This is a genomic window from Citrobacter sp. Cpo032, assembly GCF_030332975.1.
Lineage (GTDB): Bacteria > Pseudomonadota > Gammaproteobacteria > Enterobacterales > Enterobacteriaceae > Citrobacter > Citrobacter portucalensis.
The window spans coordinates 59010-75809 of sequence record NZ_JAOWGU010000051.1 but is presented as its reverse complement, the minus strand read 5'-3'; the positions used below and the strand labels follow the sequence as shown (position 1 = coordinate 75809).

At 47.5% G+C, this 16800-nt stretch carries 16 protein-coding genes and 1 tRNA gene; 8 read left to right on the top strand and 9 right to left on the bottom strand.

The window, feature by feature from the left end:
- Nucleotides 1–9: 9 nt before the first annotated feature.
- The 6 genes from OGY33_RS21785 to OGY33_RS21760 all read right to left on the bottom strand — a co-directional run bounded on the left by OGY33_RS21785 (nt 10) and on the right by OGY33_RS21760 (nt 7686).
- Nucleotides 10–1101 carry a PTS fructose transporter subunit IIC gene (locus OGY33_RS21785; RefSeq protein WP_003827232.1) on the bottom strand — a complete coding sequence of 364 codons (1092 nt, stop codon included), beginning with the start codon at nt 1099–1101 and terminating at the stop codon, nt 10–12.
- A 26-nt stretch (nt 1102–1127) separates the two neighbouring features.
- Entirely contained in the window at nt 1128–1448 is a 321-nt protein-coding gene (locus tag OGY33_RS21780) for a PTS fructose transporter subunit IIB (RefSeq protein WP_003844521.1), read from the bottom strand.
- Between the two features lie 19 nt (nt 1449–1467).
- Nucleotides 1468–1938, bottom strand: a complete 471-nt coding sequence (locus OGY33_RS21775; RefSeq protein ID WP_128316420.1) for a PTS sugar transporter subunit IIA — start codon at nt 1936–1938, stop codon at nt 1468–1470.
- 26 nt (nt 1939–1964) lie between these two features.
- Entirely contained in the window at nt 1965–3518 is a 1554-nt protein-coding gene (locus OGY33_RS21770; RefSeq protein ID WP_048215284.1) for a BglG family transcription antiterminator, read from the bottom strand.
- Nucleotides 3519–3974: 456 nt separating this feature from the next.
- Nucleotides 3975–6293 (bottom strand): alpha-xylosidase, encoded by a 2319-nt coding sequence (gene yicI / locus OGY33_RS21765; protein WP_191238006.1) that lies wholly within the window; start codon nt 6291–6293, stop codon nt 3975–3977.
- Between the two features lie 10 nt (nt 6294–6303).
- Entirely contained in the window at nt 6304–7686 is a 1383-nt protein-coding gene (locus OGY33_RS21760) for a glycoside-pentoside-hexuronide family transporter (RefSeq protein WP_191238005.1), read from the bottom strand.
- Nucleotides 7687–7976: 290 nt separating this feature from the next.
- Here OGY33_RS21760 and OGY33_RS21755 point away from each other — a divergent pair.
- Nucleotides 7977–8071: transfer RNA gene (locus tag OGY33_RS21755), tRNA-Sec, on the top strand.
- 118 nt (nt 8072–8189) lie between these two features.
- The gene (locus OGY33_RS21750) at nt 8190–10001 is read left to right on the top strand and encodes a hypothetical protein (protein ID WP_223123724.1); all 1812 of its coding nucleotides are present in this window, start codon (nt 8190–8192) and stop codon (nt 9999–10001) included.
- Here OGY33_RS21750 and OGY33_RS21745 read toward each other — a convergent pair.
- Nucleotides 9991–10182, bottom strand: coding sequence for a toxin-antitoxin system HicB family antitoxin (locus tag OGY33_RS21745; protein ID WP_032937148.1), 192 nt, complete (start codon nt 10180–10182; stop codon nt 9991–9993). The two genes, OGY33_RS21750 and OGY33_RS21745, sit on opposite strands and share 11 nt — an antisense overlap.
- A gap of 126 nt (nt 10183–10308) precedes the next feature.
- Between OGY33_RS21745 and OGY33_RS21740 the strand changes: the two genes are divergently transcribed.
- The 6 genes from OGY33_RS21740 (at nt 10309) to OGY33_RS21715 (ending at nt 12822) form a co-directional block, all read left to right on the top strand.
- Complete coding sequence (locus OGY33_RS21740) at nt 10309–10599, top strand: SymE family type I addiction module toxin (RefSeq protein ID WP_191238003.1); 291 nt, start codon at nt 10309–10311, stop codon at nt 10597–10599.
- A 174-nt stretch (nt 10600–10773) separates the two neighbouring features.
- Nucleotides 10774–11034, top strand: coding sequence for a type II toxin-antitoxin system Phd/YefM family antitoxin (locus OGY33_RS21735; protein ID WP_191238002.1), 261 nt, complete (start codon nt 10774–10776; stop codon nt 11032–11034).
- Nucleotides 11035–11037: 3 nt separating this feature from the next.
- On the top strand, nt 11038–11340 hold the full coding sequence (locus OGY33_RS21730; RefSeq protein ID WP_191238001.1) for a type II toxin-antitoxin system RelE/ParE family toxin: 303 nt from the start codon (nt 11038–11040) through the stop codon (nt 11338–11340).
- Nucleotides 11341–11556: 216 nt separating this feature from the next.
- Nucleotides 11557–12042, top strand: coding sequence for an Hcp family type VI secretion system effector (locus OGY33_RS21725; RefSeq protein ID WP_079934361.1), 486 nt, complete (start codon nt 11557–11559; stop codon nt 12040–12042).
- A gap of 10 nt (nt 12043–12052) precedes the next feature.
- Nucleotides 12053–12496 (top strand): STM2901 family protein, encoded by a 444-nt coding sequence (locus OGY33_RS21720; protein WP_079934362.1) that lies wholly within the window; start codon nt 12053–12055, stop codon nt 12494–12496.
- Nucleotides 12490–12822, top strand: coding sequence for a DUF1493 family protein (locus OGY33_RS21715; protein WP_079934363.1), 333 nt, complete (start codon nt 12490–12492; stop codon nt 12820–12822). Before OGY33_RS21720 ends, OGY33_RS21715 begins: the two co-directional genes overlap by 7 nt.
- Nucleotides 12823–12914: 92 nt before the next feature.
- Here OGY33_RS21715 and misL read toward each other — a convergent pair whose 3' ends face one another.
- Both misL and OGY33_RS21705 read right to left on the bottom strand, forming a co-directional pair.
- A complete protein-coding gene (misL, locus tag OGY33_RS21710) occupies nt 12915–15719 on the bottom strand; it encodes an intestinal colonization autotransporter adhesin MisL (RefSeq protein WP_191238000.1) in 2805 nt (934 codons plus the stop codon).
- 74 nt (nt 15720–15793) lie between these two features.
- Complete coding sequence (locus tag OGY33_RS21705; protein WP_191237999.1) at nt 15794–16411, bottom strand: helix-turn-helix transcriptional regulator; 618 nt, start codon at nt 16409–16411, stop codon at nt 15794–15796.
- Nucleotides 16412–16800: the final 389 nt, after the last annotated feature.

Below are 16800 nucleotides of genomic sequence, written 5' to 3'. Positions count from 1 at the left end.
GGCCTCCGGTTATTCCAGGGTGAAAGTGATTTCTTCGTCTTTCAGCTTTTGATCGCTGAGTTCGTCAAACTCTTCATCACGCTCGGTTACCGGTTTCTTCCACAGCGACAGCATGACGCCGCAAATCACCGTACCGATCCCCAGCGCCAGGCAAAACAGCAGCGGATGCGTAAAGAGCGGAACCACAAACATGCCGCCGTGCGGTACCGGGCTTTCGACACCCCACACCATAATCAGGCCACCCGCAATAGCCGAGGCCACCACGCAGGAGCCCACTACGCGTAGCAGGTCGCGCGCCGCAATCGGAATAACCCCTTCGGTAATCATGCAGATCCCCATCGGGAATGCGGCCTTCAGCGCCTCACGTTCCGCACGGGTGTACTTGTGTCGCGTCAGCAGGAAAGAGAGCGTAATGCCAAATGGAGGGATCATCGAACCGACAAACTTCACCGCTTCCGGACCGTACACGCCGCTGACCAGCATGCCGTCAGCAAACAGCGACATGGTTTTATTCACCGGCCCACCGAAGTCGAATGTCGCCATCGCACCGAGGATAGCGCCCATCAGAAAGCGGGATCCGCCCTGCATGGACTCCAGCAGATGAATCAACGCGTCCTGCAGCCAGGCAATCGGCTTGCCGATTAGCGTCATCATCAACAGGCCGCCGATAACGGTACTCAGTACCGGCAGCACCATGATGGGCATCAACCCCTGCATCGACTGCGGCAAACGGATATAGCGCTTGAGCAGCAGGACGGTATAACCGACCAGAAATCCGCCCAGCATCCCGCCGATAAAACCGGTATGAATTTCTCCGCAGACGAAGCCGACAATCAGGCCCGGCGCGAATCCCGGACGGTCAGCAATGGAGTACGCAATCGCCGCACTAATCAGCGGTACGATTAACCCCATCCCCCAGCCGCCAATCTGGTTGAGCATCCAGGGAATGGTTCCTGTTTTTTCACCGACGTTAGTGCCGCCAAGTATTTGCCCGAGAGCAATACAGATCCCGGCGGCGACAATTAACGGGATCATCCACGAAATTCCCGTTAATAAATGTTTTTTTATTTCCTGAGATAGCGGAATTTTATTTTCACTCATGTGAAACCCCTCCAGAATGAGGATCGCTACTGGTTATTATTAACTAATGATTTTTCGACCTTTTCAAGAAACTGAATGGGCGATTTTATGACGATTTCAGTTTTTACTCGCACAATGCGTTTGTTTGAAAATCGCTCCTCCCCTTTTATTTTTACATCGACAGCAAGAATTACGACATCAGCCGCAGAAATATCCTCTGTCAGCAGTTCGTTTTCTGTGCCAATGGTGCCCTGGGTTTCAACTCTTATATTATGACCAAGCGCTTTGGCACCTTTAATTAACTTCTCACGGGCAATATAGGTGTGCGCAATACCCGCCGTACAGGCGGCAACACAAACAATATTCATAACATGCTCCACATTTTATTTAGCAGACATTGGATTCAGCATATTGGCTAAAAAGCTCAATAATTTTTTGTGGACTACTTTCAACTAATAGTTGTTCAATAATGTCGTCATCTGCCAACGCGCCAGCAACCTGCGAAAGCAGACGAATATGGGTGGTGTTTTGATCTTCAAGACGTACGGCAAACAGAATAATGCACCGTACATTGCTGCCATCCAGGGTTTCCCAGGGAATATCCTCGCGGGTACGCCCAATCGCCAGCGTGGTATTGACCACCGCCGAGGATTTCCCGTGCGGGATCGCAATATGGTTTTCGAAGCCGGTCGAGCCTTCTGACTCACGTTGCCAGACATCCTGAATAAACGTTTCGCGACAGCTAATTGCTCCATCTTTTTGCAGAATATCCGTCAGTTCCTCAATAGCCTCCGTTTTGCTTGTAGCCTTCATGTCCAAAATAACGCGATTTGTATTGAGTATTTTCGTGATGTCCATCAATCATACCTCATGGAGTTCAGACATTAATTTTCAACGACCAGCGACGTCGCCCGATGTAATTTTTCCGTAATAACCGTTTCTGTTACCCGCTTAATATCCGCATCATTGAAGAAGGCAGTGACATACACGACCGGCATGGCAACCGCGGGTAAATTAATCGTCGATACCACCAGTTCAATATCGTCCGTCAGTACAGAGGGCAGGCTGCCTGCCGACACCACGCCGACGATAGTCCAGTCCGGAAAGGCGCGCAGAATACGGCTTTTGAGTAAGTGAGAAGTGCCGATACCCGTTGAACAGACCAGTAGTACGCGTTTACGCGCTATCTGACGCTCCATTGCGGCCTGAAAATGCACGGTTAAATATCCCACTTCATCTTCCGACACGGCCCGCTCGCCCCAACCGCTAAACACCCGATTCACCGCACACTGGGTCAGACGCCACACGTCCTGCAACTCGCCTTTGATATCCTCCAGCAGCGGATTACGAATGCGGATCTGGTAGTTCAGTCGGTTAATCAGCGGCTTAATGTGGATCAGCAATCCGTCATACAGCGCCGTGTCCTGGCTAAGATCGCTGTCGACCATCTCGGCGAAGGTGGCAATCAACCGATGGGTAATCAAACGCGCTTCGTCGCTGGAGTGCATATGGCCAATCACACTCACGTCATTATGCTCTTCAATCACCACACCCGAGGAGATAATGTATTGATATATAAACCAGACTTCGTCTTCCGGCAGCGGGTGGGCAATGCGTTTTTCGATATGCTGAATCATGCGACTGGCAATGGAAAATATGTTCTCATCACAGGTAGAGATGCTCTCTTCTTTTCTCGGAAGCGCATTGCCCCGCGTGATGCGGTACATCATGATCAGAATATGGGTAAAGATATTGACGTAATAAGGCTCGCCGAGCGACCAGCACAGGTCGTTCTCCATTTCCTGCAATAACGTCTGGACAAATAAAACGTCTTCTTCGCCAAAGTAATGCACTAACGCTTTATAACTGCCCGGATCCAGGCGTGAATAAATCACGCTGCCGGGTTCATTATGGTTAATCACACCGTTAATCAACGATGCCATCGCCTGGCGCACACCGCTCTCGCTGCCTTCGATGTGCGTGCCGCTCTGACTGCGAATCAACGACAGGCCCAGTGGGGTAATCCAGGATTCAATTACTTTCAGATCGTTAACAATCGATGCGCTACTAATAAAATAACGTTCGGATAATTTACTGATCGACGTTTCATGCGGCGTTTCGCTTAATAATTGTGAGGCTATCTTGACTCGCCGTGAATTATTCATCATGCCGTCAGCATCATCACCCTCCGTTCCTAATAACTGGTCCATATATAAAAGGTCTGTAATATTATCAGCACTTAATATCACCCCAGCACCAGCACGTTTATCGATGGCTATTTTCCATTCTGATAACCATGGTTCCAGTAAGCGCAGATCGCGCTGCACAGTTTTCTCTGAAACAGATAAATATTCGGCAATTTTCAGCAGCGTGACATATTCCTTCTTAGACAGAAGAAATTTTAATAATCTGTTTTGTCGCGAGGTAATCATTTGCATTATTTACCCTTATTACATACCAGATTAAATATCTATACCCGTCATACTTCAAGCTGCATGTGCGTTGGCTTTCCTCGCTCACCCCAGTCACGTACTTATGTACGTTCAGGGGATTCGCTGCGTCGCCGCCTTCCTGCAACTCGAATTATTTAGGTTATAAAGAAGCATTTATGCTCCACGTGTAATCCGTGATGATAAATATAAGAGGACTACGATGCGCCAACAATACTAAATCGTGTCCTGTATTCCGGACAGAAATAAGACAAAAACGAGAAATAGTGAGATATTTACGGCGCAGATCACATTTTTCGCGGGATTCAGAGTGATATCGCTCGCAAATATGGGGAGATAAAAATTTAATTCAGGATGTTTTGGATTTTCAGATCTGGAATGCTGCTCGCAGCGTGGGCCGGATAAAACGCATTGCATCGCCATCCAGCCCACGTTGAGATTTACTTACAGGGTAATCGTCAGCATATCCGCATCCGGCGTGACAACCGTTCCCCACTCACTGCCCACAGATGAGCCGCCCTTCACGCCGCTAACCTGCGTAATATTACGCAGACACAGCGTCCAGTTACGCGCTTCGCCACTTCCTTGCACAGTGATGGTATTACCCGTGCGCGTCGCCTTCAGCGTGAAGATAACCGAACCGTCAACCGCCGGGACTTCACAAATCGCCTCCCGACCCTCCTGCAAATGGAACAGCTGGAACGCCGTCCGTTCGTGCCAGGCGTAGTCCGGCTTCTGGTTATTGCAGCCCAGCGCCAGCAGTGTATTGTCGCGCACATAAACCGGCAGACTCAGGAAGTCATGCTGCTGCTTATGCCAGCGGCTGCCCGCCACCTCGTCGTTACGCCACAGATGCGTCCAGTTCCCTTCCGGCAGATAGAACTGCACATCACCCGCCTCGCTAAACACCGGCGCAACCATCACGCTATCGCCCAGCATGTACTGGCGGTCGAGATAATCACATGCCGGATCGTCCGGGAACTCCAGCATCATTGCGCGCATCATCGGTGTTCCGAGCTCATTGGCGCGCGCTGCTTCGCGATACAGGTACGGCATCATGCGGCATTTCTGCTCAGTGAAGTAGCGCACCACATCGCAGGATTCATCATCGTACGCCCATGGCACACGGTAGGATTTACTACCGTGCAGGCGGCTGTGGCTGGAGAGCAGCCCAAACGCACACCAGCGCTTGTAGACGTGCGCCGGGGCGGTATTCTCAAAGCCGCCAATATCGTGACTCCAGAAGCCAAAGCCGGACAGGCCGATGGACAAGCCGCCACGCAGGCTTTCGGCCATTGATTCATAGTTGGCGTAGCAGTCGCCGCCCCAGTGCACCGGGAACTGTTGCGCACCCACTGAGGCCGAACGGGCGAACAGCACTGCCTCTTCTTCACCGACGGTCTCTTTCAGCACGTTCCATACCAGTTCGTTGTAGATGTACGCATAATGGTTGTGCATTTTCTGCGGATCGGCACCGTCAAACCACTGAACGTCAGTAGGAATGCGTTCACCAAAGTCAGTTTTGAAGCAATCAACGCCGATATCCACCAGACCTTTCAACTTGTTGGCATACCACTCGCAGGCTTCAGGATTGGTAAAGTCATAAATCGCCAGGCCCGGCTGCCATTTATCCCATTGCCACAGGGAGCCGTCCGGGCGCTTGAGCAGATAACCTTTCTCTTTCAGTTCATTGAACAGCGGGGATTTCTGGCCGATATAGGGGTTTATCCATACGCAGACCTTCAGCCCTTTATCTTTCAGGCGGCGGATCATACCTTCCGGGTCAGGGAAGGTCACCGGATCCCACTCAAAGTCGCACCACTGGAAGGCTTTCATCCAGAAGCAGTCGAAATGGAAGACGTGCAGCGGCAGATTGCGCTCGGCCATCCCGTCGATAAAACTGTTCACCGTCGCTTCATCGTAATTAGTGGTGAACGATGTAGTCAGCCACAAACCGAATGACCAGGCTGGTGGCAGCGCCGGACGACCGGTAAAGCGAGTATAGCGATCCAGCACCGCTTTCGGCGTAGGGCCGTCGATGACGAAATATTCCAGATACTCGCTTTCAACGCTGAACTGCACTTTTGACACTTTCTCAGAGCCGATTTCAAACGACACGCACTGCGGATGGTTTACCAGTACGCCGTAACCACGGTTGGTGAGATAAAACGGGATGTTCTTGTAAGACTGCTCGGTACTGGTGCCGCCATCGCGGTTCCATGTTTCCACCGTCTGGCCGTTACGTACCAGCGCAGTAAAGCGCTCACCCAGACCGTACACCGTTTCGCCAACGCCCAGATCCAGGCGTTCAAACATATAGTTTTTCCCGCTGTTGGTGTCCTGCACGTAGCCGTTATTTTTCAGCTGGCTGCCGGTAATACGTTCGCCGCTACGCAGGAAATCCAGCGACCAGAACTCGCCTTTAGTGACCCGCACGCTCAAATTACCGCTTTTCAGTTCGGCAAATTCAGCGGTGTTTTGTATCTCTACGTTGACGTCCTGCAGCACGTTCAGCGGATAGTGCGGACCGTTATCCAACGCACCCTGGAAGTGTTCCATACGCACCCCAACCACGCCTTCCTGTGGCGAGAAAAAGCGCAGGGTGAAGAGTGGAGTATCCAGTTGCCAGGTACGTTCACGCACATCGCGCGGCGCAACGTAGACAATCATCTCGTTATCCTGCTGTTCGACCTCGAATACCTGAATCGGGTGAGTTAAATTCAGGCCAGGCTGCGTCAGCCAGTTTCCGTCGCTAATTTTCATCGTTGGTTCCTTAGTTCTGTAATTCTTTCGTCGAAAAATCCTGCTGATTGCGGTGCGCACCCTGAGCCAGCTGACTCATGATTTCCGTCAGATACGGCGTTTTCAGGGTATAGAAGCGTTTGGCAATCACGGCACTCAACAGGTAACAAATAGCCGGGACAATCGTGAACAATGCGATAATGATGCTAATGGTGGCGCTGTTCTGGGTTTTCGCTGCGGCATCGTAACCGCCGCCCGCCAGCATCCAGCCGATCATCGCCCCGCCGAGCGCCAGACCCAGCTTGAGCACGAACAGCGTGCCCGCGAAGCTGATCCCCGTCAGACGTTTTCCGTTGCACCACTCGCCGTAATCAACGGTGTCGGACATCATCACCCACTGGATTGGCGTCACGAGCTGATGCAGTACGCCAATCACGAAGATGAAGGCGAACATGGTGATGTTGGCGTGCATCGGCACGAAGAACATCGCCATACTGACGACCGCCAACAGGGCGTTCGTCCACCAGAAGACGCTGACTTTGCATTTCCAGTCGGTCAGCGGTTTTGCCAGCGCAGAGCCGATAAGATTGCCGACGCAATAGGTGGTGAGGAAGGCGACAAACACTTCCGGGGTACCCAGAATCCAGGTGACGTAATACATCATCGCCCCGCCGCGAACGCAGACGGCCAGGATGTTGAGGATGGTCAGCAGACCGACGATGCGCCATTGGTCGTTCTGCCAGATGTCGCGCAGGTCTTCACGCATTGAGTTGCTGCTCGGCGGCGCTTCAACACGTTCTTTGGTGGTGAAGAAGCAAAACGCCAGCATCAGGAACGCCACAACCGAGAGCACGGCAATCCCGCCCTGGAAGCCCAGCGCTTTATCTTCACCGCCAATCAGATTCACCAGCGGCATCATCAGCACGGTGGAGAGCATGCCGCCCGCCGTCGCCAGCACAAAGCGCCATGACTGCAGGGAGATACGCTGCGTTGGGTCATTAGTTATCACACCGCCCAGCGCGCAGTAGGGAATATTCACCACGGTATAAAGCAGGGTCAGCAGCGTGTAGGTGATTGCGGCATAAATCATTTTGCCGTGCAGGCTGAGATCCGGCGTGCTGTAGGCGAGCACACAGACCAGGCCAAACGGCAGAGCGCCAAACAGCACCCACGGGCGGAATTTCCCCCAGCGTGAACGGGTACGGTCGGCGAGCAGTCCCATGCAAGGGTCTGAGATAGCATCCAGCGCGCGAGCCAGTAAGAACATCGTGCCGACAAAACCGGCCGGGATACCAAAAATATCGGTATAGAAGAACATCATATATAACATAACGTTATCAAAGATAATGTGGCTGGCGGCATCACCCATGCCGTAGCCAATCTTCTCTTTAACGGACAAAATCTCACTTTTCATTACGCATCCTTGTTAGCACTTTCACACGCACTGATACCGGTTACAGTTCTTGTAAACCATCCCTGTGAGCGCGGGTATTGCGATATCTCGTTATCAAATTACGATTCTTGTTTTCTGTGATCGGGGTAGCGTCAAAAAACATACATCACTGTAACTTATGGATTTCGTAGGGATTTATTTGAAACTGGTCATGGTATGGAGAAACGGAAGTTAAAAAAGTGAGTGAGGGGGTGTGGAAACGTTTGGAAGTAGCTATAATGCGCCCCGCCTCCATGTAGCAATCGAGGCGCGGAAGATCGTCATCTCCGGTGAGGTGGCTGGACTTCAAATCCAGTTGGGGCCGCCAGCGGTCCCGGGCAGGTTCGACTCCTGTGATCTTCCGCCAAAATAAACGTCTTTTCTATGCATGTCATATATCCTATCTTTGTGATAATCATCACTACATCTTTTCAAAAATTCATATATTTATTTCATTCTACATGCAAACAATGAATGAGATCGTTATGGACGATATTCAAAAGGAACATCTTTCCCCTTTTTTTTCTATATTGATTGGTTGTAATAAATCAAACTACACAGCTAAATATTTACATAATTCTATAATGGAAATTATAGACAAAAAAATATACAATGAAGGAGATATACAACAATACTTAACTAAATCTGAAACAATCAACGAAGCTACCGTATTTATCTCTCCTTACTCAATAAATAAAACACCCAGTTGGACTAAAAGAAACGATATACATGATATCGAGAATCACATTGCACTAACATTTTCTCTTGGAAGTTATGTAGCATTTTACTTTTCAGAAAAAGGAATGAAAGATTCAATAAGAGAACACTTCAAAAGTTCACCGCTAACAAATTTACTTCCTGTGAATGTATCACATTTAAATCACTTATTTATCAATGAAGATAATATCAAAATGCTCTGGCTCCTTGGTATTCATGGGAAAACAACTTTCAAGGCTGATTCAAAAGTTTTAGGCGGTAACAGTGTTGCTGAGTCGTTAGATCCTCTTGAAGATCAATCATACATGATGTCAGCAGTGAGAACTGAAATTGGAATTAATAATAAAACCATAGGGTTAAACCCGTTCAAATCATCGATTTGGAAAGGACCATGTAAGGACTGGAATGCGTTTGAAAAAAACGTTATAGAAATATTAGACATGTTGAACGCTAATAACCAAATCAACCTGGCACCAATAGGTATTTTAGCAAGTCCAATAAATGAACTTAATGGTGTAAATGACGCATATGATTTTTCTGTAGTTGATCCTGACTTCGTTCCTTACGAAATGAGCCCTACGAAAGTTGATCTACTGAGAAAAATCGCCAATAAATATAGAATTGAAGTTTATCCAATCTTGAACTCATCATTTTCGTTGAAAGTTTTTTACGAAAATGTTCATTGTGGAGAAATAAATGTAAGGCTAACAATTAAAGATTATGAAGTTTTCTTTGAGGTTTATAATCAACAACCTGTGGCACAGAAAAAAGAATTACTAAATAATTATTCTAAGATATTCAAACATCCTGAGTTTATTAAGTGCTGGTATGAATCTGGACACGCAGTAGTTAATTCATGGATTTTCAAAACTGATTATAAAGATGTATTTTATAATGGATTTATTTGGGCCGATTTTGAGAAATATGATATTTGCAAAGAGAAACCGCTAATTTCAGATAAACTGGACCTGACAAAAATCGGAATGCAAAATTCTCTTTTTTGTTGGGTGAAAAATCGTTGGAATAGTCGTTGGGATTCATCAGAAACCTTTAATACAACCGAGAAACCTACTGGATGGCTGTATTGTGATGATGGATCTGGTGAAAAAGCAGACTTTATTCATATTGATGATTATAATGATAAAACCATAATTTCTCTTATCCATATCAAAGCCGCTAATAGTAGTAGTCATAGCAGAAGAATATCAGTAGGTGCGCATGATATTGTTTTGAGTCAAGCAGTTAAAAATCTCAGATATTCAAATCGTAAAAATCTTATTCAGGATCTTACAGATAGAGCTTCAACCTCACAAAATAAAATGTGTTGGCATGATAATAAATTGATTCAGGCTTCATATTTCCTGATGCACCTTTCATCCTTAAATTCCAATCCTAATAAAATAAAAACAAGAGTAATAGTTATACAGCCTCACACAACCAAGAGCTATTATACAAAGTCGCAAAATAACAATATTAAGCGACAGCTTGATGTATTATTAGTTAGTTCAGATAACGCAATAAAATCCTCTGGAGCAGAGTTCCATATCATTGGTCTTTACGATAAAATTTCTAACCGTTAGGTTCTATTCCCTTGGCTCTTAATGCCTCCCTCGCTAGTTCCTTCAACCAACTGGCGAGACTTACCCCTTCTTCTGCCGCCACAGCATCCAACTGTTCCTTCAATGCCGGATCAATACGCATCTTAAACTGCGGAGATTGCCCGCCGCCTTTTGGTTTTTTTTCGCGCGATATGATTGACATGGGGCCACCTATCCAACTATCTTAATCATATAGGAGGCCACCTAAAAGCCTTCTACACTAACAACGCCTCGATGTGCGGGAACACAGCCGGAGCGTCTAACCTCACCAACTATCAAGGAGTTGATTATGGCTGATTCGCATTCTACCCCAGACACCGACCAATCCGGAACCGAGCGTTCGGTAATTGTGGGATATCGCCCGAATGTTTTCGACAAATCCACACCCAAAATTATTCTTTCCGGTAAGTGGCTACGCGCTGCGGGGTTTGATACCGGGCAACAGATTACCGTAAAAGTGATGAATGGCTGTATCGTCCTGATGGTCTACGGCGAGCAGGAACAACGGTTGCAGGATGAGTTGAAAGAGGCACATCAGAAGTTGAACAGAATTGAGAGCACACTGGCGACTCTTCAGTGAAGTACGGCTGAACCTGCAAGCGGTACTAACAGGTTCACTTGGTGCCGGATGGCGCTTGTGCTTATCCGGCCTACTTTCACAATCCTCTTTGTCTGCTAGCCTCCTCATAGTGACCACCAGAAAGATATCGACTATAATGAACGAATCGAACGATTCATGCGAAATGGTGACAATATGCATACTCTTACGGCAAATGAAGCCAAAACCCAGTTTGGCGATATGCTACTTAAAGCGCAGCGAGAACCTGTGCAAATTAATCGTAACGGTAAGCCTGTTGCAGTTGTCGTTTCCATTGAGGACTATGCACAAATGGAAGCCATGAAGCTCCAGTTACTGAAAGCCAAAATTCAGCGTGCTCAAAACGATATTCATTTGGGCAATACTGTCGATGGTGATGCTTTTTTTGATGAGTTGATGGATCAACACAAAGGATAAAAAGTGAGTTACAAACTTACTGGGGAAGCACAGCACGATATTATTGAAATCCGTGATTACACATCAAGAAATTGGGGCGCTAAACAGTCCAGGGATTATCTTAAGAAATTACAGGTAGTTCTCTCTCAGTTAGCTGAAATGCCAGGCATGGGGCAGCATCGCATTGATGATTTTGGTGAAAATATTTACAGCTTTCCTTATGTTAGCCATGTGATTTACTACAGTACACAAAACACAAATATTGTTGTATTGGCAGTCTTACACCAAAGCCGAGTACCAACAAAACATCTGGGACAACGTTTGTAGCTCACCACCTTATTTGCCGGGTGGAGCTGACGCTTATCCGGCCTACTTTCAAAATAAATTATTCTTCCATAACCAATCATCCCGCCTATATATAAATATTTTAAATTCAGCCGTAGAATAATTTATTTATTTTTCTCTATTATTAATACCTTCACTATTGCAAACCAATCGCAAAAACCCTCATATATTATTTTCTAAACAAAATGGATTATTAAAATGGCAATTCCTGCTTATCTCTGGCTCAAAGACGATGGTGGCTTACTTATAAAGGGATCTGTTGATGTAACCAATCGCGAACACTCAATCGAGGTGACATCGTTTAGCCATAACCTTTACATCCCAACGGATGGCAATACAGGAAAGCTTACTGGCACACGTGTGCACGGCGCATTGATTTTTGAGAAGGAATTCGATAGCGCTTCACCTTATCTTTTTAAAGCCGTTGCCACAGGGCAAAGCTTGCAATCGGCAGAATTTAGGTGGTACGAGATCAATAATGCAGGTCAGGAAGCAGAGTACTACAACATGCTCCTCGAAGGGGTTAAAGTTGTATCCGTAACACCGATGATGCATGACACTAAAACTGTCATCAATGTTGGTCATAGAGAACAAGTACAGCTGCGTTACGATAAAATTACTTGGCATTATCTCGATGGTAACATCCAATATTCGGATGCCTGGAATGAACGCATAACCGAATAAGTGAAATCATATGGACACTATCGAAGAGCTTAACGGTACATATTTTTACAGAGGGTTTGCTAATCTTTCAGCAGGAGAACTTCTTTTCTGGATTTTCCTGGATGAAACAAGTGAACAATTTGGCGTAAATGATTACATGACCTTGGGTCTAATTTTACTTGGTCAACCTACGATCGCAACCAGAGGTAAGCCGATAGGGGCAACAGCAGGCACATCACCACTGAGCTCTCAGCTACGACACTGGTTAAATATAGAAACCAGACGTTTACCCACCCTAACTACAGGAAGTATAAGACGATTAAAATTTGCATATGTAACAAATCTGGGCGCTTTTGTTGGAAGATGGATTCCAATATTGGGAATTGTCATAATGGCTTATGACGTGACTGCGATTTCATACAAAGCCACAATTAAATACAACACTATAGCCAGAGGTAAAGATAAGCTATGGTAAGTGATAATGATGTCATCGCCTGGTACGATGAGACATTTAATAAACCCAGCTTATTCTTTAAAAAGCGTTGGCCAGTCACCCTCGACACAAGTCTTTCAACAGGAGATTATGTGTGGGCCAGTGAAACGGGCGCAGACATCATGGATGCTTACTTTGCAACTTTCAATGTTGATTGCGCCAATTTCGATTTCTATAAATATTGGCCTATTGAGACATTCATACTTTATGCAATTTTTACCTGTAGCAGGGATGACGATGAGCCACAGCCATTAACCCTCCGTATGCTGACAGAGTCTGCAAAAGCAGGTAAATGGCTTTATGACTGAGCCTTATTGACGGATGCCATTTATCCAACCTACCGCTTCCAAAAAAAAGCCGCCGATCGATTATTCAGCGGCTTTCTATTACCTGTGATGCATCAGAAGTTATATTTCACCCCGAGCATACCGCGGGTATCACTGTAGCCTTTGTCACCAACCTGTTGGGCCACGTTGCTCCACACGTTGAGTCGCGGAGTGATTTGACCTTCAACGCCGACTTTCAGCTCGCCGATGTTTTTGGTGCCGCGCATGTCATTGCTAACATCGTCCATCTTCACGCTGGTCGTCTGTGTGTTGTGGATCCAGTTGGCTTCAACAAACGGCTGGAACTCGCGAGATTTACCGTCGTCGATGGCGTTGTGACCATTAATAAAGGCTTTCACGCCCAGACGGGTCATCAGGTTTCCATCGGTGTTGTCCTTCACGCGGGTACCGTTCGCTTCGCGGTGACTGTCGGCTTGCACGTCCATCCATACCACCTGCGCTTTCGGTTGCAGCCAGTAGCTGTTGCGCTCGCTTTCACCCAGTTTGAAACTGTAACCGGCTTCAACCGAAGCGGTTATCCCGCTGGATTTGTATTTCTCTGCTGCCTGCTCCTGGCCCATCACTTTGTTATCAAACCAGTTATACAGCGCCCAGGTATCTACGTAGGTGCCGGTCTTGTCGGCGTCATTGGCATACCATGTGCCGTACAACCCCACGCTGTAACCGGTGACCTGGCCACGTGAATGGTAGCCGGTCAGGCTGGACCGCGTGCGGTTCTGGCTGTTGGCATAACCGGCCATCGCGCCGAGGTGCCAGCGGTCAAGACCGTCGCTACTCCACTGCGCCAGGTCGCCGCCTAGCTGCATCACATAGCTGTTGCTTTGGGTTTTCAACTGCCCGCTACCGTCTTTGAAGCGGGTATGCGCCCCAACGTTACGCATCCACAGGCTGGTAACTTTCTTCTCGCCTGTCAGCATATCGACGTACTGCGTTTCACCCAGACGATCGTGCAGTCGGGTCATAAACAGCGTGTTAGCCGCATAGTTGTTCGCCAGATAACTGCCTGCTTCCGGACGGTATTGCTGCTCAGTGACAGGAGGCGCAACAGGTTCTTCCGGCTCAGGGATAATCGGGTCTACAGGATCGACCGGGTCTGGATCAATAGGGTCAACCGGGTCCGGATCAACAGGGTCAGGGTCATGCGGATCGACGGGGTCCGGGTCTTCCGGATCCGGAGGAGCAGGAATAAAGCTGGTCAGATACCAGTTACTGCCTTTCTGCACAACGTTATAGTCGTACGCACCGGCAACAATACGGCCCGCTTTCTCAAAAGTACCGTCAGAATTACCGGCCACTTCGATGATCTCAATACCTTCAATGGTCTGCGCCCCGGTTCCGCCAATGTTATTCACCGCCACAAACGCATTACCCGCAGTGTTGCCGAGCACTTTCAGCTTGTCGGTTTCGGAGGTATCGTCATTCAGGACAGTATTGAAAACCAGTTTGCCGCCGTTCCCGGTAAAATCTTCATTGATGGTAAGCGTCTGCCACGGTTCGCCGTCAGCATGCCCAAAGTTCACCACTGACCCGCCGTTCAGCGTCAGGTCGGTGAGCGTTGAGCTGTTAGTCATGTTCCAGGTCGCGTCGCTCATTTGCAGCGAGATAACGCCCGTCCCGGCAGTGGCGCTGGTGATGTATGACGCCCCGCTCCACAACGAGTTGTCGGTCATGTTGAGCTTAATGGTACTGTTTTGCTGCGGCAGGCTGCTGGTTGCAGCAGTCGCGCCAGCGGCATGAAGATCGCCGTCGATAAGAAAACGCCCGCCAGTAGAACCGTCTACGATGCCGCCCGTTTCAGTGCTGATGGCATAACTTTCGTTGCTATGATCGCCCGCCATGGTAATGGCGGCACCGCCTGCCAGGTTTATCGCCCCGCGTGAAGTCGCATACAGGCCACGTGGCGCTTTGCTGTATGACGCCGCTTTCGCCGAACTGTTCACGTTGATCGTTGCGTTTTCACCGAGATTCACGGTCGCGTTGGTGGAATAAACCGCATGTGCGCTGACGCCGTTGACCGTAATCGTCGCGTTGTTGCCCAGTTCCGTTTTGGACGATGAGGCGGCATAAATCCCCGTTGAAGAAGCACCCGAAGTCTCAATGGTGGCGTCATTGCCAAGCAGTATCGAGGAACCGCTCTGCCCGGTGCGAAGACCCTCTGAACTGTCACCTGTCGTCACAATGTGTGCCCGATCGCCGACCACAATTGTATTTTTGGCCTGCGTGGCGTCTTTCATCGCGTTTGCTGTGATACCACGTCCCTGGGAACCGGTGGTTTGAATATACAGATCGTCGCCGACGTAAATGCTGGCCGAGCCCTTCCAACCCTGGCTATAGGAGTTGTAACCTGCGTTAATACCGTCACCATCCTGACCGTCCACATAAATACTGGTGCGATCCCCGGTGATGATAAAGACCGGGTTATCCGGCGTATTGGCCCCGTGCGTGCGGATACCGTCAACATCTTTACCATTATTGGCGGCATTCTTCGACTGCGTGCGAATCGTCAGGTCATCCCCAAAAATAACGCCCGGACTACCCGTTGTACTGTTCTGAATAACGGTAACAGAGTGCTCAAAAGCTTCAGCGCCGGGTCCATTAATCGTTAATCCATTGCCATAAACGGGAATCGTGCCCGCACTCCATTGATAAACATAATTCGGCATGGCGCTGGTTTTAGCGAAACTGGCATTTGCCTGCGCTGGAATTATTGCCTGCAATTCCGGGGGCAGACTGCTAACCAGTCCGGTGGAGGGTAGACTATCAACGTCAACCCATGCCGCTTGAGCTGAAAATACCATAGAGGTTAATGCGGCTGAAACCGCTATGGCAATACGAGAATAAGATTTGGGATTTGGCATATTAGCCTCCTGCTTTCAGGCGTAGAGCGTCCACCACATCGCAAGGATGTGAAATAATAAAATTCAAAAAAACGTTATAAAATATTCGACAATATTTGATGAATACTATGGCCTAACTTATCTTCAAGCCTGAGCTTGTAGACATATATTTTCTTAATATCGATATTATCTATTTTGGTAATTTGCTGAATACTTTTCCCTGACACAAAACGCTTCAGTAATATCATTTCAGTATAGTTAAGTGAGCGTCCACGTTTGCTGTTAGCGAGATGACCAGTAAAGAGTCGCCTAATTTTCTGATCTTGAACTTCGTCATCATCATCAGAATATATAATCCCTTGTATTTTATTGCTTTTGGACAGCCAGTAGTTGGCTAACGGCGCCAGGTTCCTGTCTGCTATCAACACAATATGCATACCGCTGTAGGCAAGCCGGTCAACCCATTGCGGGTCGGCAAACAAGCGCAGATTCGGGAAAGAAAAGTCCACAAAAATAAACCCACGCGACAAATGGTTTTGATTATTAAGCAGAAGCTTTTCAATAATTCCTTTTTGCAGAAAACCATTCCCCTCAGGCCAGATCGCAAAAGCGGCACGGTGGCAGTAACTGGCGCGAACCGCAGTATCCGGAAATAATTGACAGGATAATTCACAGCTTATGCAACGAACAGTCTGTGACGGTGATCTCTTCATCAAAAATGACTCCTGTTATTTTTCCATAAATATTTCATTGGTAAATAAATGTGTCAATCCAACACGTTGTACGTTCCTTGTCAGTTAATAACAGTGGCGCTAATAAAATGTAATAAACTCCTGATGTACTAATATGTATGGTCTGTGAGTAATACGATTGCGCTAAGCTTATTTAAGCTTTATCTCAGAATAACAACCTATGCATTAGGAATTTTATGCATAAATTCAGGTTCCAGGATAAACAGTAAAAAAGCACTATTTGCTAAAAAACAACCTGCATAAAAGTTACTTACTAATTACGTAATTCTGATAACTCAATCACCCTTGTCATGTTGTGGACAAATATAAAGATAATTCAGATAAAACTGTAATGAATTCTCATTATTTAA